Below are 21,688 nucleotides of genomic sequence, written 5' to 3'. Positions count from 1 at the left end.
GCTATACCCAAACTCATGCACCACCATAGCAAGAGTCAATCAGAGGCGGCTTCCTGAACGGGGGAAGGGCGGCTATGATGGGCCACGTTTTTTTTGCTTACAATCCGGAGACATCCATGAGCAACGATCTTATCAAGCACGTCACCGACGCGACCTTTGAGGCCGAAGTACTCAAGGCTCAAGGCCCGGTGCTGGTTGACTACTGGGCTGAATGGTGCGGCCCTTGCAAAATGATCGCTCCTGTTCTGGACGATATTGCGACCACCTACGAAGGCAAGCTGACCATTGCCAAGTTGAACATCGACGACAACCAGGAAACCCCGGCCAAGCACGGCGTGCGTGGTATTCCAACGCTGATGCTGTTCAAGAACGGCAACGTCGAAGCCACTAAAGTGGGCGCGCTGTCGAAGTCTCAGCTGCAAGCTTTCCTCGACGCGAACATCTAAGCGTCGTCAAAAAAGCCCCGCAAATTGCGGGGCTTTTTCGTGAAACAGGGCTAGACGCTCCGAAATTCAGGTGGTACATTCGGCCCCGCACTGGTTTCTCCACTGCCCCCTGCAAGCCGTCGCCGACGCATTCCTTTTCGATTAGTACGCGATCCTGTCGCCTTCTCTGCGGCGCGGCCTCATTAAGCCAAAAGCTTAATTTCCCCCCTCCATAAATGATTACGTCATTCCTATATGAATCTGACTGAACTCAAGCAAAAGCCGATTACCGACCTGCTCCAATTGGCCGAAGAAATGGGCATAGAAAATATGGCCCGTTCGCGCAAGCAGGACGTGATTTTCTCCCTGCTCAAAAAGCACGCGAAAAGCGGCGAGGAAATCTCCGGTGATGGCGTGCTGGAGATTCTCCAGGACGGCTTCGGCTTCCTCCGCTCCGCTGACGCTTCCTATCTCGCCGGCCCAGACGACATCTACGTCTCGCCGAGCCAGATCCGTCGCTTCAACTTGCGCACCGGTGACACCATCGTTGGCAAGATCCGTCCTCCGAAGGAAGGTGAGCGTTATTTCGCCCTGCTCAAGGTCGACACGATCAACTTCGACCGTCCCGAGAACGCGAAAAACAAGATTCTCTTTGAGAACCTGACCCCGCTGTTCCCGACTGTGCGCATGAAGATGGAAGCCGGCAACGGTTCCACCGAAGACTTGACCGGTCGTGTTATCGACCTGTGCGCCCCGATCGGTAAAGGCCAGCGCGGCCTGATCGTCGCACCGCCGAAAGCCGGTAAGACCATCATGCTGCAGAACATCGCAGCGAACATCGCACGTAACAATCCTGAAGTTCACCTGATCGTGCTGCTGATCGATGAGCGTCCGGAAGAAGTAACCGAGATGCAGCGCACCGTGCGCGGCGAAGTGGTTGCCTCGACGTTCGATGAGCCGCCAACCCGCCACGTGCAGGTTGCCGAAATGGTGATCGAGAAGGCCAAGCGCCTGGTCGAACACAAAAAAGACGTGGTGATCCTGCTCGACTCCATCACCCGTCTGGCCCGTGCCTACAACACCGTGATCCCGAGCTCCGGCAAGGTCCTCACCGGTGGTGTCGATGCCCACGCCCTGGAGAAACCAAAGCGTTTCTTTGGCGCCGCGCGGAACATCGAAGAAGGCGGCTCGCTGACCATTATCGCCACCGCACTGGTTGAAACCGGCTCGAAGATGGACGAAGTGATCTACGAAGAGTTCAAGGGTACTGGCAACATGGAACTGCCTCTGGACCGCCGTATCGCGGAAAAGCGCGTGTTCCCTGCGATCAACATCAACCGCTCCGGCACGCGCCGCGAAGAGTTGCTGACCGCCGACGACGAACTGCAGCGCATGTGGATCCTGCGCAAGCTGCTGCACCCGATGGACGAAGTCGCCGCCATCGAGTTCCTGATCGACAAGCTGAAAGCCACCAAGACCAACGACGAGTTCTTCTTGTCGATGAAGCGTAAGTAATACGACGTTTCAGGTCCGAAAAATGGCGCCCTTTGGGGCGCCATTTTTTTTGCGGCAAAAAAGGGAGGTTTGCACGTCAGCAGTGTCAGTAAATGAACAACAAAGGTGAGCGCGTCTACGCTGACCTCAAACCGTCTCAAACTGACTACGATTTATGACCTCTCTAGCTTACCGAAGAGACATTGACGGCCTGCGTGCCATCGCTGTCCTGGCTGTCGTGCTGTTCCATTTTGGGGTTCCAGGCTTTACTGGCGGCTTTGTCGGCGTTGATGTGTTCTTTGTGATTTCAGGTTTCCTGATCACCTCGATCATCTGGCGCGAACGTCAGGCCGGGCACTTCAGTTTTCTGGATTTTTGGGCTCGGCGGGCTCGGCGTATCCTGCCGGCGCTGATTGTCATGATGTTCGCGTCATTGGTGATCGGCTGGTATCTGCTGGCGCCCAAAGACTATGAAGAGCTGGGACGCTCGATTCACAATCAGGTGATTTTCATCTCCAACCTGTTCTTCATGCGTCAGGACGGCTACTTCGAGACCGCCTCCGACATGAAGCCGATGCTGCACACCTGGTCGCTGTCGGTCGAAGAGCAGTTCTACATCGCGTTTCCGCTGTTGCTGGCATTACTGTCGAGGTGGTTGAAACCGTGGCGCAGCGCGTTGTTCGTGCTGTTGCTGGTGTCATTTGCAGCCAGCGTATGGGCGGTATCCTCAGCGCCCGAAAAGGCGTTTTTCCTGCTGCCGATGCGTGCCTGGGAGCTGCTGGCAGGCGCCATGCTGGCTGTCTTGCCGGTACGCGCTCAGCGCGTAAGCCCGAAGTTGGCACAGACCGTCAGCATGATCAGCCTGGGCCTGATTTTGGTGGCGGTGTTCGGTTATGACGCCGACACGCCCTTCCCAGGGGCCGCGGCGTTATTACCGGTATTGGGTGTGGTAGGGCTGATATGGGCCAACGGCCAACACACAACCCTGGTCGGGCGACTGTTGGGCAGCCGTGTGTTGGTGGGCATAGGGCTGATTTCCTATTCCTGGTATCTGTGGCACTGGCCGGTGCTGGTGTTCGGCAAGTACGCCAGCATCTTTGGCCTGACGCCTTGGGAACTGACGGCGCTGTTCTTCTTGAGCCTGATACTCGGTTATGGGTCGTGGCGGTTTGTCGAGGGGCCGTTCCGTGAGCGGCGCCTGCTGGCGGGGAGTCGGTCGATCCTGGCTGTGGGTGTCATTGCCCTTGTAAGCCTGGGCCTAGCCGGAAAAGGCTTGGTGTGGTCGGACGGGTTCGCGCAGCGGCTGTCACCCCAGGCATTGCAATTTGCCCAGACGCATACCTGGAGCCCCAAGCTCATGAGCTGCCTGGGGGATGACAAGAAAAATGATCACCGTGAACCTTGCCATTTCGGTCCGCAAACAAGCGCGACGCGGGCGATGGTGTGGGGTGACAGCCACGCCTCGGCGCTGATTCCGGCGTTGAAAGATGGATCAAACAAGTACGACTTCAGCATCACACAGGCCGGTTACGCCGGCTGCCTGCCGTTCTACCGGAAAGAAAACACGCCAGGGTGCAGCGCCTTCAATGAGCGCACCTCTGCGTTGTTGAGCCGGGAGCACTTCAGCGATGTGGCGCTGGTCGCGCGTTGGAGCCTTTACGTATATGGGGAGCGCTCTGGCGATACCGGGGCTTCGATTCATGACCCGGCTACCGGGAAATATGACCGTGCCATCGCGCAGCAGCTGTTCGCCGAGGGTTTGAGTGCTCAGGTGCAGAAGCTCCGGGCCAGTGGCCACCGGGTATGGTTGGTCAAGGAAGTACCGCTGCAGGATTTCAACGTCCCTTTCCGGCTCGCCCGTTTGGCGATGTTGGGGCGCCCGACCGACAAAGAAGGCTTGCCGCTGGCCGAACACCTGGAGCGACAAGCCTATATAAGCGCCACCTTTGAGCGAATTGCGGCGGCCGACCCAGGCGTTCGGGTGCTGGACCCGGCGCCGAAGCTGTGTGAGGTAAACAACTGGTGTCGGGTCGAGCTTGACGGTCGCGCGCTCTACACCGATGACAATCACCTTTCAATCGCGGGCTCGCGGCTTGTGGAGGGGTTTCTTGAGCCCTTCTTCCATATGCTGCGCAACACATCCACTGAGTCCGCTGTGAGTCGCAATGACGCGCAATAAGCTGTCAGCGTTCTTAAGAGCAGGTAGGATGTACGCCTATTTTACGGGTGGCATGGTTAATGAAATTCAAGGATCTTCGGGATTTCGTGCAGCAACTTGAGCAGCGCGGAGAGTTGAAACGTATCCAGGTGCCGATTTCCCCGGTTCTGGAAATGACTGAGATTTGCGACCGTACCCTGCGCAACAAGGGCCCGGCGCTGCTGTTCGAGAACCCGACCGGCTTTGATATTCCGGTGCTCGGTAACCTGTTCGGTACACCGGACCGTGTGGCCTTTGGCATGGGCGCCGAGTCGGTCAGCGAGCTGCGCGAGATCGGCAAGCTGCTGGCTTTCCTCAAGGAGCCCGAGCCACCCAAGGGCCTCAAGGACGCATGGTCGAAGCTGCCGATCTTTCGCAAGATCATTGCCATGGCCCCCAAAGTGGTCAAAGACGCCGTGTGCCAGGAAGTGGTCATCGAAGGTGATGACGTCGACCTCGGCATGCTGCCCGTGCAAACCTGCTGGCCCGGCGATGTCGGCCCACTGATCACGTGGGGCCTGACCGTCACCAAAGGCCCGAACAAAGACCGCCAGAACCTCGGCATCTACCGTCAGCAAGTGATCGGCCGCAATAAAGTCATCATGCGTTGGCTGAGCCACCGTGGCGGCGCGCTGGACTTCCGTGAGTGGTGCGAAAAGCACCCCGGCAAGCCGTTCCCGGTCTCCGTCGCCCTCGGCGCCGACCCGGCGACCATCCTCGGCGCCGTCACCCCGGTGCCTGACAGCCTGTCCGAATACGCCTTTGCCGGCCTACTGCGTGGCAACCGCACTGAGCTGGTGAAGTGCCGTGGCAACGACCTGCAAGTGCCGGCCACTGCAGAAATCATCCTGGAAGGGGTGATTCATCCGGGCGAAATGGCCGATGAAGGCCCTTACGGCGACCACACCGGCTACTACAACGAAGTCGACAGCTTCCCGGTGTTCACCGTCGAGCGCATCACCCACCGGATCAAGCCGATCTACCACAGCACCTACACCGGCCGGCCGCCGGATGAGCCGGCCATTCTCGGCGTAGCGCTCAACGAAGTGTTCGTGCCGATCCTGCAAAAGCAGTTCCCGGAGATCACCGACTTCTACCTGCCGCCCGAAGGCTGCTCGTACCGCATGGCCATCGTGACCATGAAGAAGTCGTACCCAGGCCACGCCAAGCGGGTAATGCTCGGTGTGTGGTCGTTTTTGCGACAGTTCATGTACACCAAGTTCGTTATTGTCACCGACGACGACATCAACGCCCGAGACTGGAACGACGTGATCTGGGCCATCACCACGCGCATGGACCCCAAGCGCGACACGGTGATGATCGACAACACGCCAATCGACTACCTCGACTTTGCCTCGCCGGTGTCGGGCCTGGGTTCGAAAATGGGCCTGGATGCCACCCACAAATGGCCGGGTGAAACCACCCGCGAGTGGGGCCGGGTGATCGTCAAGGATGAAGCCGTGACCGCGCGCGTGGATGCGATCTGGAAAGAATTGGGAATAGATTGATGCGTGTAACCCTGCAACCTTCCGGTGCAGTACTGGAACTGGTCCCTGGCGAGCGAATCCTCGAAGGCGCACGCCGCCTGGGCTACGAGTGCCCGCAGGCGTGTCGCAATGGCGTGTGCCATGTGTGCGCGGCGTTGCTGGTCGAAGGTCGGGTGCAGCAAGCCGGTGAAGTGCGCGACCATGGTGAGTTCTACACCTGCATCGCCGAGCCGCTGGAAGATTGCATTGTGTTGTGGGATGGCGTGCTGGCGCCGGGAGAGTTGCCGTTGCGCAAGTTGTCGTGCCAATTAAGTGAGTGTGTGGAAGTCGGTGGCGATGTGTGGCGCGTGCGCCTGCGGGCCCCGGCCGGCAAAGCGGTGCGTTACCACGCCGGGCAATACCTGATGATCGAGCGGGAGAATGGCGAGAAGTCGGCATTTTCCCTGGCTTCGGCACCCCACGCCGGGCGTGAGCTGGAGTTGCATGTGCTGGTCCGCGAGGACAGCGCCCGCAGCCTGATTGAGCAACTGCAGCGCAATCAGATGGCCCGCATCGAGCTGCCATTTGGTGACACCCACCTGGCTGAACTGCCGGACGGGCCGCTGGTGCTGATCGCCGCTGGCACTGGCATGGCGCAGATGCACAGCCTGATCGAACACTGCCGCGCCTCCGGCTTCAAACACCCGGTGCACCTGTACTGGGGCGTACGCCGCCCGGAAGACTTCTACCAAATCGAGCACTGGGAGCAGTGGCAGCAACTGCCCAACCTGTTCCTGCACAAAGTGGTCAGCGACCTGTGTGGTTGGGAAGGGCGCTGCGGGTTGTTGCATGAGGCGGTGTGTGAAGACATCAGCGACCTCAAGGCCGTGCACGTCTACGCCAGTGGTTCGCCGGCGATGATCTACGGCACCTTGGACGCGCTGGTCGATGCTGGCATGGACGCGCACCAGATGCGTGCCGACGTGTTCGCCTACGCGCCGCGCCCCTGAAGGCAATCCGATCAAATTGTGGGAGCGAGCAAGCCCGCTCACCACAGGTGACCGTGTTCAGCTTTCACTATTAGATTGGCTGCCTAATTGTCAGAAGCGCACACCCGCCGTCAGCATCGCCGCATTAAAACCAAGCAACACCAACTCGCTGGCCACCGGGCCGAAGTTCACGCCCACCGAGGGGATGATCGCCGGTGCCACGCCAAATCGGTTGAGTGGGATTTTGTCACGGTACTTGCCGCGATAGCCCTGAAGCGCGCCGGCGGTCACCTTCACGTAAAACGGCGATTCGCCAATGTCGTAGCGTTTGCCGGCGTAAACGTAATATGAACGTTGGCTGAACGAGTTGCGAAACGTCGCCCCGCCATACACCAGCCCGGACGCTTCGTTGCGCTCCAGGTTGATCAAATCCTGATTGTTATTGTGCTTGGGGTCCGGCGAAAAGTGCCGGGTGTAAACGCTCGTCTGGGCGTACCAGAAGCCCTTATCGTCTTCGGCGGCAGCCTCAGAGGCCAGGGCTGTAGCGGCTTGTGCCATAAGCAGCAAACCTGAATAAAAGTACTTCATGGTCCGACCTCGATAGTCGTTTGAACGGGCGGCTAATGTGGGTCGCTAAACTTCTACAGTTTGGCGGCTAACGTCCTGCGGGGCCTGAACCTGCGCTGAAAGTTTGGTCGCCTATGCTTATGCAATTAAGGTATTACTTCTGTAGGAAAAATCTCATTAAGCTATAAGGCAACGGACTACCGAATTCTCGACAACAACCAATAACTGACCGCCACCGCCCGCCAGCCGGACCGATCGTATGAATTCAGAGCATTGACGTTCTGATTGATTCTTAGGGGAGCGGTATGGGGAGCTACAAGAAACACGCGCTGTACACAGCGATTTTGTCGGCCAATTTGCTGACCGCTGTGGGATTCAATCCAGTCCTGGCCGCCGAAACAGCGGCTGCCGACGCACCCAAACTCGACACTGTGATCGTCACGGGCACCCGCGCCCAAGAGCGCACCGCCAGTGCTTCGCTGTCACCCATCGATGTGATTTCCGGCGAGACCTTGCGCAGCACCGGCTCCGATGAGCTCGGCGCGGTGTTGGCGCGCCTGATTCCGTCAATCAACTTCCCGCGCCCAAGCCTGGTGGATGGTGCCGAACTGGTGCGCCCTGCACAGTTGCGCGGCCTGTCGCCGGATCAAGTCCTCGTGTTGGTCAACGGTAAGCGTCGCCACACCAGTGCCTTCGTCAACCTCGGCGGCGCCGTGGGTCGTGGCTCGGCCCCGGCGGACTTGAATGCTATCCCGCTGTCGGCGGTCGACCATATCGAAGTGCTGCGCGATGGCGCGTCCGCGCGCTATGGCTCGGATGCGATTGCCGGGGTGATCAACGTGATCCTCAAGCACGCCGACCACGGCGGTTCGGTCTCGACCAAGTTCGGTGAGTACAAGAAGGGCGACGGCATCCAGCGCAATGTCAGTGGCAATACCGGGTTTGCCTTGGGCGACAACGGCTTTATCAACGTCTCGGGCGAAGGCGCCGACAACGACTACACCAACCGCGCCGGCGATGATTTGCGCCCGGCCAGCGTGGGTTCCACCACCTATGGCCAGCGCGTCTTCCGTCAGGGCGAGCCGGCCACCAACGAAGGCAAGTTCCAGTTCAACTCCGAATATTCCTTCAACGATGCGGCCGAGTTCTACACCTTCGGCGGCTACAGCAAACGGCGCGGCGAGACGGCGGCGTTCTACCGGGCGAGCAATGCGTCCAATAACATCCCCGCGCTCAACCCCAATGGCTACCTGCCGCTGATCAAGGGCAACCTGGAAGACACCTCATTGGTGGTCGGCCTGCGCGGCTTGCTGGCCTACGACTGGCATTACGACCTGTCGGCCAACTACGGCAAAAACCAGTACGCGTTGAGCACTGAAACCATCAACACGTCCCTCGGCCTGGCCACACCGCGCAAGTTCGATAACGGCACCCTGAGCAACGACCAGAAGCAAATCAGCCTGGACCTGTCCCGTGAGTTTGACGTGGGCTTCCTGCCGTACCCGGTATCCGTAGCGTTTGGCGGCGAATACCTGCGCCAAGGCTATGAAATCGAAGCCGGGGAACCTGCGTCCTATTACCAGACCGGCAGCTCGGGCCTGGGTGGTTTCCGTGATGCCGACGCCGGCAGCAGCTCGCGGCACAACTGGGCCCAGTACCTGGACCTGGAAACCAACTTCACCGAAAAACTCAGCGCTTCGGCTGCGGTACGGCATGAGGATTACAGCGACTTCGGCTCCAACGTCAGCGGCTCGCTGTCGGCCCGCTATGACTTCACCCCGCAAGTGGCGCTGCGCGGCAGCATCTCCAACGGGTTCCGCGCGCCGTCGCTGGCCCAGCAGAACTTTGCCTACACCTCGTCACAGTTGATCGGCAGCACCGTTCAGGAAGCGGGCACGTTCCCGGCCAACAGTAAGGTCGCCCGCCTGCTCGGCGCCGAAGACCTGAAAGCCGAGAAGTCACGCAACTACAGCCTTGGCCTGGTGCTCGAACCTGCCGATGACCTGACCGTGACGCTCGACGTCTACCGTATCGATATCCGCGACCGCATCAGCCTGTCCTCCAACCTCAATCTCAACCCGGCGACCATTGCGTACCTGCAAGCCAATGGTGTCGGCAACATCAACTACACCAGCGCGCGCTACTTCACCAATGCCACCGACACCAGCACCGACGGCGTCGACCTGGTGGCCAACTATCGCTATCAGCTCGATAACGGCATTCGTTGGAACAGTACCGTAGGCTATAACTACAACCACACTAAAGTGACGGACGTGAAGGCCAACCCGGCCATTCTGGACAGCCTGGGTGCCAACCTGGTGCGCGTGGACCGACGTGAGCGTATCGGTTTGCTCGGCGACACCACCCCGCAGCATAAACTCAGCCTGGGTAACGACTTCACCTACGGCAATTGGGCGCTGCACAGCAACCTGGTGCGCTATGGTGAATTCACCAGTTACCAGGCCGACAAGGTCAACGACCAGACCTTCAAGGCTGCGTGGGTGCTGGACTTGTCGGCGGACTACAAGCTCAAAAACTGGACCTTCACCCTGGGCGGCGACAACGTCACCGACAAATACCCGGAGAAGGTCAATGCCTACGCCAGCAGTGGTGGCAATTTGGCCTATAGCACTTTTTCGCCGTACGGTTACAGCGGCGCGTTTTATTACGGTAAAGTTGCTTACAACTGGTAATACACTGGAGGCGCACCGCTTTTCGCCATGACCGCCATTGAAACCGATCTTTTGCAATTGGCTTACCCTCCGCGGCTCGATCTTGGGCCGCAACTCACTCACGAACAGTTAATGAGCTCGATGCAGGCCACTATGGCCCGGCATAAGGGTGGGCCGGTCTGGCTATTTGCTTACGGATCGTTGATCTGGCGGCCTGAATGCTCGTCGACCGAGCGAGTACGGGCGCGGGTTCACGGTTATCACCGGGGCTTGTACCTGTGGTCGCACGAACATCGCGGCACGCCGGAGTCGCCGGGGCTGGTGTTCGGGCTGGATCGTGGGGGTTCCTGCAGCGGGTTTGCCTACCGCTTGCCCGACGATCAGCTCGAGGCCTCGCTGTTCGCCTTATGGCAACGCGAGATGCCTTACCCCTCTTACCGGCCGCACTGGCTCAACTGCCGTCTGGAAGATGGCACTCAGGTGCAGGCGTTGGGGTTTGTGTTGGAGCGGCATTTGCCCAGCTATGCTGGCAACTTGCCCGACATCGTGCTCAATCACGTGCTGCAAAGCGCTTGCGGGCGTTACGGCACTACTCGCGATTATGTCGAGCAAACCGTAAACGCCCTGCGTAGCCACGCCATGCCAGATAAAAGCTTGGAGGCGCGGCTCAAGCGGTGCCAATCAAAGTCTGATTAGGCTTGCACTTCGCGAGACTGGCTGGCGACGTTCTTGTGACCCAGGGTGGGCGCCAGGAAAGCCATAGCCAGCACACAAGCAACGACCAGAAGAATGAACCCTCCGTCCCAGCCAAAGAAGTCCACGGTATAACCCATCAGTGCGCTAGCTGCGACCGAACCGCCCAAATAACCGAACAGGCCGGTGAAACCTGCCGCCGTGCCTGCTGCCTTCTTGGGAACCAGTTCCAGTGCTTGTAAGCCAACTAACATCACAGGGCCGTAGATCAAGAAACCGATCGCGAACAACGAAATGATATCGATCATTGGGTTGCCCGGAGGGTTCAGCCAGTAAACGATCGTCGCAACGGTCACCAATGCCATGAACACCATTCCGGTCAAGCCGCGGTTGCCACGAAAGACCTTGTCTGACATCCAACCGCACAGGAGCGTGCCAGGAATACCTGCCCACTCATAGACGAAGTACGCCCACGATGAACTGTTGAAGTCGAAGTGCTTGACCTCTTTGAGGTACGTCGGCGCCCAGTCCAGAATGCCGTAACGCAGCAGATAGACGAACACGTTCGCCAAAGCGATGAACCAGAGCATTTTGTTACGTAGCACGTATTTAAAAAAAATCTCTTTGGCGCTGAATTCGTCTTCGTGGCTGGCGTCGTAGCCTTCCGGATAGTCATTCTTGTACTTCTCGATGGGCGGTAGGCCTGTCGATTGAGGTGTATCGCGCATCGCAATAAATGCAAATACGGCGACCAGCAGTGCTACGGCGGCCGGTACGTAGAATTTGCTATGCCAGTCGTTAAACCAGCCCATGCCCAGAATCGCGAGTGGGCCGATCAGCCCACCGCCGATGTTGTGGGCGGTATTCCAAACCGAAACAACGCGGCCACGTTCCTTCTGCGACCACCAGTGCACCATTGTTCGCCCGCTTGGCGGCCAACCCATGCCTTGAGCCCAGCCGTTGATAAATAACAACGTGAACATTATGGCGACACTGGACGTTGCCCAGGGTGCGAAACCGAAAATGAACATGACAGCGGCGGACATCACCAGGCCGAAGGGTAGAAAGTAACGAGGGTTTGAGCGGTCGGACACAATCCCCATGAGGAACTTGGACAAACCATAGGCGATAGCAATTGCCGATACCGCCGTACCCAGTTGCCCTTTTGTATAACCCTGTGCCAATAAGTCCGGGACAGCCAAGGAAAAGTTTTTACGCACTAGGTAATAACCTGCGTAGCCGAAGAAAATACCGGCGAAGATCTGCCAGCGCAGTCGTCGGTAAGTGCTGTCTATTTTTTCTTCAGGCAGCGGCGCCTGGTGTGCGGCAGGACGAAAGAAAGCAAACATTCAAGAGCTCCAAATTTCTTGTTTTGACTGCGGATGCGAATGTTACAGTTTCGTTACCGAAAATAGCATCGCCTCTTATCTGCAAACACAGGAAATGAGAGCAATTGCATGTTCTCTTATGAACATGTCGCTAATAGACAAATGTGGGTCGTGATTGGATTATTTGAAACGCTGGAGATCAAAATGTGGGAGCGGGCTTGCTCGCGAATGCGTCGTGTCAGTCAATACATGTGTGACTGATACACCGCTTTCGCGAGCAAGTCGAATCGTCGCACCGCCGCTCCCACAGTTGATTGCATTCCAAATCGATTAGCGGGTCTGGACGACGACCTTGCCCACTGCCTTACGCTGCCCCAGGTCATTAATCGCCTGTGCCGCCTGCTCCAGCGGGTACACCTTCGACACTAACGGCTTCAACTTGCCCTCGGCATACCAACTGAACAGCTGCTGGAAATTCGCCGCATTGTCCTGCGGCTGGCGCTGGGCGAACGAACCCCAGAACACCCCGACCACAGATGCGCCTTTGAGCAGTGCCAGGTTCACCGGCAGCTCGGGAATACGCCCACTGGCAAAACCCACCACCAGCAGGCGGCCGTTCCAGGCAATGCCACGCACGGCCTGGTCAAACAGGTCGCCGCCGACCGGGTCGTAGATCACATCGACACCGTTGCCGTCGGTCAGGCGCTTGATCTCATCCTTGAGGTTGGCTTCGCTGTAGTTGATCAGCTCATCCGCACCGGCGGCCTTGGCCACGGCGAGCTTGTCGGCGCTGCTGGCAGCGGCGATCACCCGGGCGCCCATGGCTTTGCCGATTTCCACCGCAGCCAGGCCCACGCCGCCAGAGGCGCCGAGCACCAACAGGGTTTCGCCGGGTTGCAGGTTGGCGCGTTGTTTCAGCGCGTGCATTGAGGTGCCGTAGGTCATGCTGAAGGCGGCGGCGGTGTTGAAATCCATGCTCGGCGGGATCGGCAGCACGTTGTAGCCCGGCACCGCGACCTGCTCGGCAAAGCTGCCCCAGCCGGTCAGCGCCATGACCCGGTCGCCGACGTTCAAGTGGCTGACTTTTTCACCCACTTCACTGACCACGCCCGCCGCTTCGCCACCCGGCGAGAACGGGAAGGGCGGCTTGAATTGGTATTTGCCCTCGATGATCAAGGTGTCCGGGAAATTGACCCCGGCGGCGTGCACGTCCAGCAGGACTTCGTTCTTCTTGATCGCGGGGCTGGCGATCTCTTCCAGCACCAGGGTTTCGGCGGGGCCGAAGGCTTTGCACAGCACAGCTTTCATCGGGCTATTCCTTTTGGTGTCTTGGCCGATAAGTGTAGGAGGGCACGCCCGTGGGTCAACGAGCATGCTCGGTCTTGATAAGCCGCCATAAGCTTGTGCTCAGCCTTGCTAGCGTTATGCTACCCGGCAACCGAATTTGAGGAATGAACCGTGAAAGCTTGGATCCTGTTGATGCTCGCCCTGACCTTGCCGCTGGCAGCCCAGGCCGAAGAAGCAAAAGAAGGCGAGGCGCCGAAGGTCAGCTACATCAGCCTGACGCCGCCGTTCGTGGGCAACTACGGCCTGGATGGCACCGCCAAACTCAAAGTATTCAAAGCCGATATCGCCTTGCGCGTGACCGGGCCGGAAGCCGCTGCTGCGGTCAAAGCCAACGACCCGCTGATTCGTAACCAGTTGGTGGCGTTGTTCACTCAGCAGACCAATGAGGCCATGAGTACGGTTGAAGGCAAGGAAAAGCTGCGCCAGGAAGCCCTGAAACAAACCCAGCAAGTGATGAACGACGAGACCGGTAAGCCGGTGGTGGAAGACCTGTTGTTCAACAACTTGATCATCCAATAAAGCGGGCGCTTCGCGCCTTTCGCGAGCAAGCCCGCTCCCACATTGACCGAGCCCAACCTGAGGGCCGCGATCAAAATGTGGGAGCGGGATTGCTCGCGAAGAGGCCCCAGCAGGCGCCTCAAGACGCCAGGCTCTTCCTGAACCTGGCCAACGCCACCGCAAAAAACACCAAGCCAATCCCCGCCAGCGCCAGCAAATCCGGCCACACCACGCTCACACCGGCATCCCTGAACAGAATCGCCGCGCTCAAACTCACAAAGTGCGTCGATGGCGAGCCCTGCATCACCCATTGCAACCATTCGGGCATGCTGTCCAGCGGCGTGCTACCACCCGACAGCAACAGCATCGGGATAATCACCGGGATCGCCAGCAAGCCGAATTGCGGTGTCGAGCGCGCAAGGGTGGCGAGGAAGATTCCCAGCGCAGTACTGGCAAACAGATACAGCGCCGTCACAAACAGGAATAGGCTCAAGGACCCGGCCAACGGCACACCAAGCAAGCCCTTGACCACCAGCTCCAGCGACAACCACGTACACAACACCACCACCAGCATGTTGCTCCAGATTTTCGCCAGCATGATTTCCAGCGCGGTCAGCGGCAGCACCAGTAAATGGTCGAGGGTGCCGTGCTCGCGTTCGCGCAGCAGCGCGGTGCCGGTGAGCACGATGGCCAGGATAGTGATGTTGTTGACGATCTGAATGACCGCCAAGAACCAGCCGCCTTCCAGGTTGGTATTGAACAGCGCACGCGTGGTCAGCAGCGCGGGCGCCTTCTGGCTGGCGTCGGCCTGGCCACTGTAGTTGAGCAATTCACGCTGGAAAATCCTGCCGATGTAGCCCGCGCCCATGAACGCCTGGCTCATGGCCGTGGCATCGACGTTGACCTGCACGCCCGGCTGGCGACCCGCCAACAAGTCAGCCTGGAAATTCGCCGGCACGTTGATCACAAAGGTGTACTCGCCGCTGTCCATGACCTTGTCCAGCTGGTCGTAGGCCAGTGGCGCAGGCGGCTGAAACTCGGGCGGCTGCAGCGCCTCGGCCATCTGCCGCGAGAGCGCGCTATGGTCTTCATCCACAAACGCCACACTGGCGTTGTGCACCCCAATCACCGAACCGGCGGCAGGCATGTAGATCGCGACCGTGAAGGCGTAGGCCAGAAACAGCAGCAACACGCTGTCGTGGCGCAGGCTGGTGAGTTCCTTGAGGCCCAGGCGCAGGATGTGAGCAAGCTTGTGCATCAGGCCTCCTGCTTCTTGAGCATGATCAGGCTCAGCCCGGTGAACCCGACAAAAAACCCGAACAGCGCCAGGCACTGCGGCCATAACTGGCGCAGGTCCAGGGCCTTGGTGAACGTGCCTACGGCGATGTCCAGAAAGTACCCGGCGGGAAACAGCATGCCCATCAGCGCAGCCGAGCCTTCCAGGGACGAGCGCGGCACGATCAGCCCCGAGAACTGGATGGTCGGCAGGCTGGTGATGATCATGGTGCCGAGGATCGCCGCAATCTGCGTGCGCGTGAACGCGGAAATCAACAGGCCCATGCTGGTGGTGGCCAGCACGTACAGCAGGCCACCGAACGCCAGGGCCAGGCCGCTGCCTTTGAACGGTACGCCGAACAGCCAACGGTTCATCGCCACCAGCAGCGCCAGGTTGACCAAACTCACGGCCAGGTATGGCGCTTGTTTGCCCAGCAGGAACTCCAGGCGGGTCAGTGGCGTGGCGTAAAAGTTGGTGATCGAGCCCAGCTCTTTTTCGCGCACGATGCCCAGCGCAGTAAGCATCGCGGGGATAAACGCCAGGATCAGCGCCATCACGCCGGGGCCGATGGCATTCACGCTGACCACGTCCTGGTTATAGCGAAAGCGTGTTTCAAGCTTAACGGCGGCTGGAGTGTTGCGGGGCAGGCTGCTCAGCTCGGCGAGTTGCTGAAGGTTGCCCTGGTGCACGGCTTCTACATAGTTGCGGCTGGTTTCTGCGCGAAACGGCATGCCGCCATCGATCCACGCCGCCACGGTAGGTTGGCGACCGGCGTACAGGTCGCGGCCAAAACCCGGTGGGATTTCCAGGGCCAGTTTGATTTCCGAACGTTGCAGGCGCCGGTGCAGTTCGCTGGCATCCTGGATTGGCGCTTGCTCAGCAAAGTAGCGCGAGCTGCGGAAGGCTTCCAGATAAGCGCGGCTTTGTGGGGTCTGGTCCTGGTCGTAGACGGCGAAGGCGAGGTTTTCCACGTCCAGGGAAATCCCGTAGCCGAAGATCACCATCATGAACATCGCCCCGAGCAGGGCGAAGGCCATGCGCACTTTGTCGCGCAACAGCTCTTTGCCTTCGCGGCTGGCCACGGCCAATAGCCGCGAGAGGCTGAAGCCGCGTTTGCTGACCGGTGGCGTGCTGGTTTCGCTGACCGTTGCACTGGGCGCAGCGGGTTCGGGTTCGCCCTGGGCTTGCTCCAGGCAGGTGACGAACGCGGCCTCCAGCGTGTCGCCGTGGAATTGCTGTTGCAGTGCGTCGGGTGTGTCGCAAGCCAGTACCTTGCCCGCATGCATCAGCGAGATGCGGTCGCAGCGCTGGGCTTCGTTCATGAAGTGGGTGGACAGGAAAATCGTCACGCCCTGCTCGCGGGACAGCTCGATCAGCAGCCGCCAGAAATCATCCCGCGCCGCCGGGTCTACACCCGAAGTGGGCTCATCGAGGATCAGCACTTCCGGGCGATGCAGCACCGCCACGGCCAATGACAGGCGCTGGCGCAGGCCCAGGGGCAGTTCGCCGGAGGGCTGCTCGGCCACGCCGCCGAGGTCAAAGCGTTGGATCAACTCATTGATACGCGTGCGGCTGCCGGCCTTGGGCAAGTCGAACAGCTGCGCGTGCAGCACCAGGTTCTGGCGCACGCTGAGTTCGCCGTACAGCGAGAAACTTTGCGACATGAACCCCACGCGCTTGCGCGTGGCCAGGTCCTTGGCATTCACCGGGTTGCCGAGCAGCGTGGCACTGCCCTCGGTGGCTGGCATCAACCCCGTGAGGACTTTCATGGTGGTGGTTTTGCCGCAGCCGTTGGAGCCGAGAAAACCGAAAATCTCACCACGTCCGATGGCAAAGCTGACCTTGTTCACTGCGGTGAAATCCCCGAAGCGCAGCGTCAGATCGTGGGCTTCGATGGCGACATCGGTGTTACCGCTTTCGCGTGGCGGGATCACCAGTGGCTGGTTGTTGTGGGCGCTGTCGCCCTGGAAATGGGTGAAGGCCTCATCCAGTTTGCCGCTGGGTGTCGCGGCTGCCAGCTCACTGCTCAGGCCGTCGGCGATGAGTGTGCCGCGATCGAGCATCAGGCAATGTTCGAACTGTTCGGCTTCTTCCATGTAGGCCGTGGCTACCAGCAGCGTCAGTTGCGGGCGTTCGCGGCGTACGCTGTCGACCAACTCCCAGAAGCGTCGGCGCGACAGCGGGTCGACGCCGGTGGTGGGTTCGTCAAGGATCAGCAGGTCGGGGTCGTGGATCAGCGCGCAGCACAGGCCGAGCTTTTGTTTCATGCCGCCGGACAGCTTGCCGGCTGGGCGCTCGGCGAAGCGCGCGAGGTCGGTGGCCAGCAGCAGGTTGTGCATGCGCTGTTCGCAATCGGCTTTCGGCAGGCCGAACAGAGTGGCGAAGAAACGGATGTTCTCGCTGATCGACAATTCGGGGTACAGGTTGCCGCCCAGGCCTTGGGGCATGAAGGCGATGCGCGGGTAGAGGCTGTTGCGGTGGCGACGGTCTTCGATGGAGCCGCCGAGCACCTCAAGCTGGCCTGCCTGAAGCTTTTTAACCCCGGCGATCAACCCCAGCAGGCTCGACTTGCCCGCGCCATCCGGGCCGATCAACCCGCAACGCGTGCCCGCGGGCAGGCTGAAGGCGATATCGACGAGTGCCTGTTGCTTGCCGTAGCGGTGGTTGATCCCGGTGGCGTGCAGCGCCAGGCCGGTCATTGCAGGTTGGCCGGCCAGTCGATATCAGCCGTGCGCACATAGCCGGCGCCGGGCATGCCCGGTTTGGCTTGCGGCACAGCGCTGGGTTGAGTCAGGCGCAGTTTGACGCGGAACACCAGCTTCTGGCGTTCGTCGCGAGTTTCCACCTCCTTGGGCGTGAACTGCGATTTGGCGGCGACAAAGCTGATTTTGGCCGGCAGCGCCTGCTGGGGCAGGGCGTCGAGCAGGATGCGTGCATCACTGCCGACCGTCAGGCGGCCGGTGACGGAGGCGGGCAGGTAGAGGTTCATGTACTGATCATTCGGATCAATCAGCAACAACACGCGACCGCCCGCGCCGAGGACTTCGCCCGGCTCGGCCAGGCGCAATTGGATAATGCCGTCGATGGGCGCGCGCAGGCTGCTGTCGTCGATTTCGCTGGTGAGCTGCGCCACCTGGGCCTGGGCGGCGCCGATGGCGGCCTTCACCGAGTTGACCTGGGCTTGTGCGGCAACCACGGCGGCATTGCCGGTGTTTTGGCGCGCTTGCTGCTGGTCGATCAACTGGCTGCTGGCGAAGCCGCGCCGGTACAGCTCCTGGGTGCGCTTGAGTTCCTGGTTGGCCAGCAGTTGCTCGCTTTGGCGCAACTGCACATTGGCTTGCGCGGCGGCGAAGTTTTCTTTGGCGCGCAGCACTTCGGCTTCGGCCTGGGCGCGCTGGGCTTCGAGGGTGCGGGTGTCCATGCGCGCGAGCAATTGGCCCTTGAGCACCTTATCGCCTTCATCCACGCGCACTTCGGCCAGGCGGCCGGGGATCTTGGCGGCGATCTGTACTTCGGTGGATTCCAGGCGGCCGTTGCCCATGCTTAAGCCTTCGGGCAGGCGGTCCTGAGTAGATCGCCAGTAGCCGAAGCCACCGGCGCCCAGCAACAGGGCGATCAGGGCGATGGCAAAAAGGCGCGACATAGAGCGGTTCGTAGACATGACTGCATCCTGCGGCATTAGCATCCTAGTTTGACCGATATCGCCCGAGGGGCTGTTGATGCCGGTCAAATGAAGCGCAAGCCTAACCCGCTTGGCACGCAGATGCATGCGCCAGAAGTGTGACCGCAGGGTTCTGCCTTTTCAGCGCAGGGCCAGCACTGCCGCCCATTGTTCGGCGGTCACCGGCATCACCGACAATCGGCTGCCTTTTTGCACCAAAGGCAACTCGGCGAGCGCGGTTTGTTGTTTCAGATAGCCCAGGCCCAGCACCTTGGGAAAGGTCTCAACGTGCGCCACGTTGATCGCGCTCCACGGATTTTTCTCCGCGCTGGCCTTGGCGTCGAAGTAGTGGCTTTGCGGTTCCAGCGCAGTCGGGTCCGGGTAGGCGGCCTCGACGATTTTGCCGATGCCGGCAATGCCCGGCTCGGGGCAACTGGAATGGTAAAAGAAGAACTCATCACCGACGGCCATGGCGCGCAGGAAATTGCGCGCCTGGTAGTTGCGCACCCCGTCCCAGCGCGCTTCGCCGAGCTTTCCCAGGCCCTTGATGGAGAGTTCGTCGGGCTCGGATTTCATCAGCCAATAGGCCATTTTTGGGCTCCTGAAAAAGGCATTGGGCAAGTTGTCAGGCAATTCCATGACAAACCGACAGTCGGTTGGCGTCAAGGTTTGCGTGTTGGTTCACGTTACCGCAGAATGCCCGCTTTTAAGCTTGACGCAGCTGCAACGGACTACTTTGGAACGTTGTTGTCATCGTGTACGAGGTGCCTGAAGGGGGGCAATCGATGCAACGTAAACCGGATTTACTATGGATTTTGGTTATTTTGTTTGGTCTGGGCGTCGTGACCACCGGGTATGCGCAAAGCTTGTGGTCGAACAAGACCGATGCGCCCGTCGAACTGGCTCAGCAGCAGCCACAACCCTTCAAGCGTTAACACCTTCAAGGCGTCGCTGAGTCCAGCGACGTTTCTGCGACATACCACTGCTTATCGGTGACGGTGCCCGCCAGCGGCACGTCCCAGCTCGCCTGCGCCAATCGCTCGACCTTCTGGCATTCATGAGCCAGCCCCAGCAGTGTTGGCCTGCGCCAGCTTTTGCGGCGAGCCAAGTAAGTGAGGCTGCGGTCATAGAAGCCGCCGCCCATACCCAGGCGCCCGCCGACATCGTCGAACCCAACCAATGGCAACAGCACCAGGTCCAGCGCCCACACCGGGCGTTGCAGATGGGCATTTACCCGTGGCTCAAGAATGCGAAAGCGGTTGGGCAGCAACTTATCCCCAGGCCGCACGCGCTGGAACACCATCTTGGTTCGCGGCCAGGCACTCAGTACTGGCAGGTAAGTGGCCTTGCCCCGACGCTGAGCGGCGCGCAGCAGCAAGCGCGGATCGATTTCACCGTCCGTCGGTAGGTATAAAGAAATATGTTTGGCCCGGCGAAACAGCGGGTGCTGTGCCAGTTGCCGATACAGGCCATGGGCGGCCTGACGCTGCTCGCTCGGTGTAAGGGCGCGGCGGGCGTTGCGCAACATGCGTCGAAGTTGCGGACGGGAAAGCGACGCAGGTTCGGTCATGGTTTTTCGGCTCATAAAACAATGCCAGTCCTGGGACTGGCATTGAGTTTGGGAATTCAGGCTCCCCGACAGAGCCGCTGTCGACTTAGCCCTTGAACCCGAAAGTTCAAGGTGGAAGATGCAGTAGGCTTTAAGGCTTTCCGTCTAGCGGACATGCACACCAGCCCAACGTGCAACTTCCAGGGTAGTGCGAATCGGCTCAGGGACATCGCCGACTGGCAAACACGCCAGGGAGTGGGGCGAGTATACCTTAAACAGTCTCGGCAATCAGCCCTTGGGTGGCTCTGGATCGGTAGAAAGTACCAGATCGACCCGCTCCAGCAGGTCACGAACTTGCTCGCGCGTTGAGCCGCTGGCCTGCACGTCAGGCCGTTCCTGCTTATGCAGCAAATCGTGGGTAATGTTCAGCGCGGCCATCACGGCGATACGGTCGGCGCCGATCACTTTGCCGCTGCTGCGGATTTCACGCATCTTGCCATCCAGGTAGCGGGCAGCACTCACCAGGTTGCTGCGTTCTTCCTGGGGGCAGATGATCGAATATTCTTTGTCGAGGATCTGCACGGTAACGCTATTGCTTGAACTCATGAGTCTTGCTCCAGGGCCTTCAGGCGCGAAATCATCGATTCGACCTTACGCCGGGCGATTTCGTTTTTTTCAATGAGGTGAGCGCGTTCCTCGCGCCAGGTCTTTTCCTGAGCTAATAGGAGTCCGTTTTGACTCTTAAGTTGCTCGACCCGATCAATTAGCAACTCGAGTCTGGCCATCAGCGCTTGCAGGTCGGTGTCTTCCATTGGGTTCCACTGGATTTGTCTGATGAATGGCAACTGCAGGATAAACGATCTGACGCCCTCGATAGTCTTGGTACGTCTGCCGGTGCTAGGATACAGCGCTTCATTCTAGACATTGCGCCGTCTGGCGCCTAGCTCACCATGCCTATTCAGAACTCCCCGTACGATGCTTTTTCCAAACTGCTGAGCACCAGCGGTCATCCTTGCTCGCCTGCCGAACTGCACGGCGTGCTGTTGGGCCGCAGTTGCACCGGTGTCGGCTTTGATGCCGACAACTGGCTGGCTGATGTTGCCGAGCTGCTGGAAACCGAGCCCACCGAGAACGTGCGTAACGCGCTGATCGGCCTGCAAGAGATGGTCAAAGGCGAGCTGACCGGTGATGACGTCACCGTGGTCCTGCTGCTGCCGACCGACGACGCGCCGCTCACCGAACGCGCTGCCGCACTGGGCCAATGGTGCCAGGGTTTCCTCCACGGTTTCGGCGTGAACGCCGGCGGCCTGGACCTTAGCACCGACGCCAAGGAAGTGCTGCAGGACCTGGCGGCGATCTCCCAGGTGCAAGACGCCCTGGAAGAATCCGAAGACGGCGAAGGCGACTACATGGAAGTGATGGAATACCTGCGCGTCGCGCCGCTGCTGCTGTTCACCGAGACCAAAAAATCCGCTGAACCAGCTGTAGCCAAGCCGTCGCTGCACTAAAAAGGAAGCCCATCTGCC

The 21,688-nt window shown here is 59.8% G+C and carries 20 protein-coding genes and 1 other RNA gene; 10 read left to right on the top strand and 11 right to left on the bottom strand.

All coding sequences use genetic code 11. From position 1 onward, the window contains the following. Positions 1-116: 116 nt before the first annotated feature. The 5 genes from trxA (at position 117) to ACA065_RS29545 (ending at position 6,592) form a co-directional block, all read left to right on the top strand. A complete protein-coding gene (gene trxA / locus ACA065_RS29565; protein WP_003213989.1) occupies positions 117-446 on the top strand; it encodes a thioredoxin TrxA in 330 nt (109 codons plus the stop codon). 234 nt (positions 447-680) lie between these two features. Then, positions 681-1,940 carry a transcription termination factor Rho gene (gene rho, locus ACA065_RS29560; protein ID WP_048729328.1) on the top strand — a complete coding sequence of 420 codons (1,260 nt, stop codon included), beginning with the start codon at positions 681-683 and terminating at the stop codon, positions 1,938-1,940. A 154-nt stretch (positions 1,941-2,094) separates the two neighbouring features. Further along, positions 2,095-4,098 (top strand): acyltransferase family protein, encoded by a 2,004-nt coding sequence (locus ACA065_RS29555; protein ID WP_497692611.1) that lies wholly within the window; start codon positions 2,095-2,097, stop codon positions 4,096-4,098. Positions 4,099-4,157: 59 nt separating this feature from the next. Continuing rightward, positions 4,158-5,624, top strand: a complete 1,467-nt coding sequence (ubiD, locus tag ACA065_RS29550; protein ID WP_056860766.1) for a 4-hydroxy-3-polyprenylbenzoate decarboxylase — start codon at positions 4,158-4,160, stop codon at positions 5,622-5,624. Then, on the top strand, positions 5,624-6,592 hold the full coding sequence (locus ACA065_RS29545) for a CDP-6-deoxy-delta-3,4-glucoseen reductase (RefSeq protein WP_497692610.1): 969 nt from the start codon (positions 5,624-5,626) through the stop codon (positions 6,590-6,592). The genes ubiD and ACA065_RS29545 overlap by 1 nt, the downstream gene beginning before the upstream one ends. Before the next feature lie 90 nt (positions 6,593-6,682). Here the strand turns inward: ACA065_RS29545 and ACA065_RS29540 are convergent, their stop codons facing one another. After that, entirely contained in the window at positions 6,683-7,159 is a 477-nt protein-coding gene (locus ACA065_RS29540) for a sn-glycerol-3-phosphate transporter (RefSeq protein ID WP_497692609.1), read from the bottom strand. A 284-nt stretch (positions 7,160-7,443) separates the two neighbouring features. On the opposite strand from ACA065_RS29540, the gene ACA065_RS29535 reads away from it, so the two are divergent. Beyond that, on the top strand, positions 7,444-9,831 hold the full coding sequence (locus ACA065_RS29535; RefSeq protein WP_497692608.1) for a TonB-dependent receptor plug domain-containing protein: 2,388 nt from the start codon (positions 7,444-7,446) through the stop codon (positions 9,829-9,831). A 27-nt stretch (positions 9,832-9,858) separates the two neighbouring features. Further along, on the top strand, positions 9,859-10,506 hold the full coding sequence (locus tag ACA065_RS29530; protein WP_497692607.1) for a gamma-glutamylcyclotransferase: 648 nt from the start codon (positions 9,859-9,861) through the stop codon (positions 10,504-10,506). Here the strand turns inward: ACA065_RS29530 and glpT are convergent. Then, entirely contained in the window at positions 10,503-11,852 is a 1,350-nt protein-coding gene (gene glpT, locus ACA065_RS29525) for a glycerol-3-phosphate transporter (RefSeq protein WP_497692606.1), read from the bottom strand. The genes ACA065_RS29530 and glpT overlap by 4 nt on opposite strands. A gap of 309 nt (positions 11,853-12,161) precedes the next feature. After that, on the bottom strand, positions 12,162-13,139 hold the full coding sequence (locus ACA065_RS29520) for an NADPH:quinone oxidoreductase family protein (RefSeq protein WP_497692605.1): 978 nt from the start codon (positions 13,137-13,139) through the stop codon (positions 12,162-12,164). Between the two features lie 150 nt (positions 13,140-13,289). On the opposite strand from ACA065_RS29520, the gene ACA065_RS29515 reads away from it, so the two are divergent. Next, positions 13,290-13,697 carry a flagellar basal body-associated protein FliL gene (locus tag ACA065_RS29515; protein WP_497692604.1) on the top strand — a complete coding sequence of 136 codons (408 nt, stop codon included), beginning with the start codon at positions 13,290-13,292 and terminating at the stop codon, positions 13,695-13,697. 118 nt (positions 13,698-13,815) lie between these two features. Here ACA065_RS29515 and ACA065_RS29510 read toward each other — a convergent pair whose 3' ends face one another. From ACA065_RS29510 to ACA065_RS29495, 4 genes are all read right to left on the bottom strand, one after another. Then, positions 13,816-14,934, bottom strand: coding sequence for an ABC transporter permease (locus tag ACA065_RS29510; protein ID WP_159960835.1), 1,119 nt, complete (start codon positions 14,932-14,934; stop codon positions 13,816-13,818). Next, positions 14,934-17,651 (bottom strand): ribosome-associated ATPase/putative transporter RbbA, encoded by a 2,718-nt coding sequence (gene rbbA / locus ACA065_RS29505; protein ID WP_497692603.1) that lies wholly within the window; start codon positions 17,649-17,651, stop codon positions 14,934-14,936. Before rbbA ends, ACA065_RS29510 begins: the two co-directional genes overlap by 1 nt. After that, positions 17,648-18,613, bottom strand: a complete 966-nt coding sequence (locus ACA065_RS29500; protein ID WP_497692602.1) for an HlyD family secretion protein — start codon at positions 18,611-18,613, stop codon at positions 17,648-17,650. The genes rbbA and ACA065_RS29500 overlap by 4 nt, the downstream gene beginning before the upstream one ends. Before the next feature lie 141 nt (positions 18,614-18,754). Next, complete coding sequence (locus ACA065_RS29495) at positions 18,755-19,204, bottom strand: EVE domain-containing protein (RefSeq protein ID WP_497692601.1); 450 nt, start codon at positions 19,202-19,204, stop codon at positions 18,755-18,757. Positions 19,205-19,398: 194 nt separating this feature from the next. Between ACA065_RS29495 and ACA065_RS29490 the strand changes: the two genes are divergently transcribed. Continuing rightward, complete coding sequence (locus ACA065_RS29490; RefSeq protein WP_010207387.1) at positions 19,399-19,548, top strand: hypothetical protein; 150 nt, start codon at positions 19,399-19,401, stop codon at positions 19,546-19,548. 5 nt (positions 19,549-19,553) lie between these two features. On the opposite strand, the gene ACA065_RS29485 is transcribed toward ACA065_RS29490, so the two are convergent. The 4 genes from ACA065_RS29485 to ACA065_RS29470 form a co-directional block, all read right to left on the bottom strand. Beyond that, complete coding sequence (locus ACA065_RS29485; protein ID WP_497695439.1) at positions 19,554-20,183, bottom strand: 5-formyltetrahydrofolate cyclo-ligase; 630 nt, start codon at positions 20,181-20,183, stop codon at positions 19,554-19,556. Between the two features lie 58 nt (positions 20,184-20,241). Next, positions 20,242-20,420: non-coding RNA, 6S RNA (gene ssrS / locus ACA065_RS29480), on the bottom strand. 30 nt (positions 20,421-20,450) lie between these two features. Next, the gene (locus ACA065_RS29475) at positions 20,451-20,768 is read right to left on the bottom strand and encodes a cell division protein ZapA (protein WP_003213956.1); all 318 of its coding nucleotides are present in this window, start codon (positions 20,766-20,768) and stop codon (positions 20,451-20,453) included. Then, positions 20,765-20,974, bottom strand: coding sequence for a TIGR02449 family protein (locus ACA065_RS29470; protein WP_003177365.1), 210 nt, complete (start codon positions 20,972-20,974; stop codon positions 20,765-20,767). The genes ACA065_RS29475 and ACA065_RS29470 overlap by 4 nt, the downstream gene beginning before the upstream one ends. 138 nt (positions 20,975-21,112) lie before the next feature. Between ACA065_RS29470 and ACA065_RS29465 the strand changes: the two genes are divergently transcribed. Then, on the top strand, positions 21,113-21,670 hold the full coding sequence (locus tag ACA065_RS29465) for a YecA/YgfB family protein (RefSeq protein ID WP_497692600.1): 558 nt from the start codon (positions 21,113-21,115) through the stop codon (positions 21,668-21,670). The last annotated feature ends 18 nt before the right edge of the window (positions 21,671-21,688 follow it).

Source organism: Pseudomonas sp. LBUM1640 (assembly GCF_059716225.1).
Note: the sequence above shows the minus strand (reverse complement) of the source record. Positions and strands in the feature narration are given on the sequence as shown.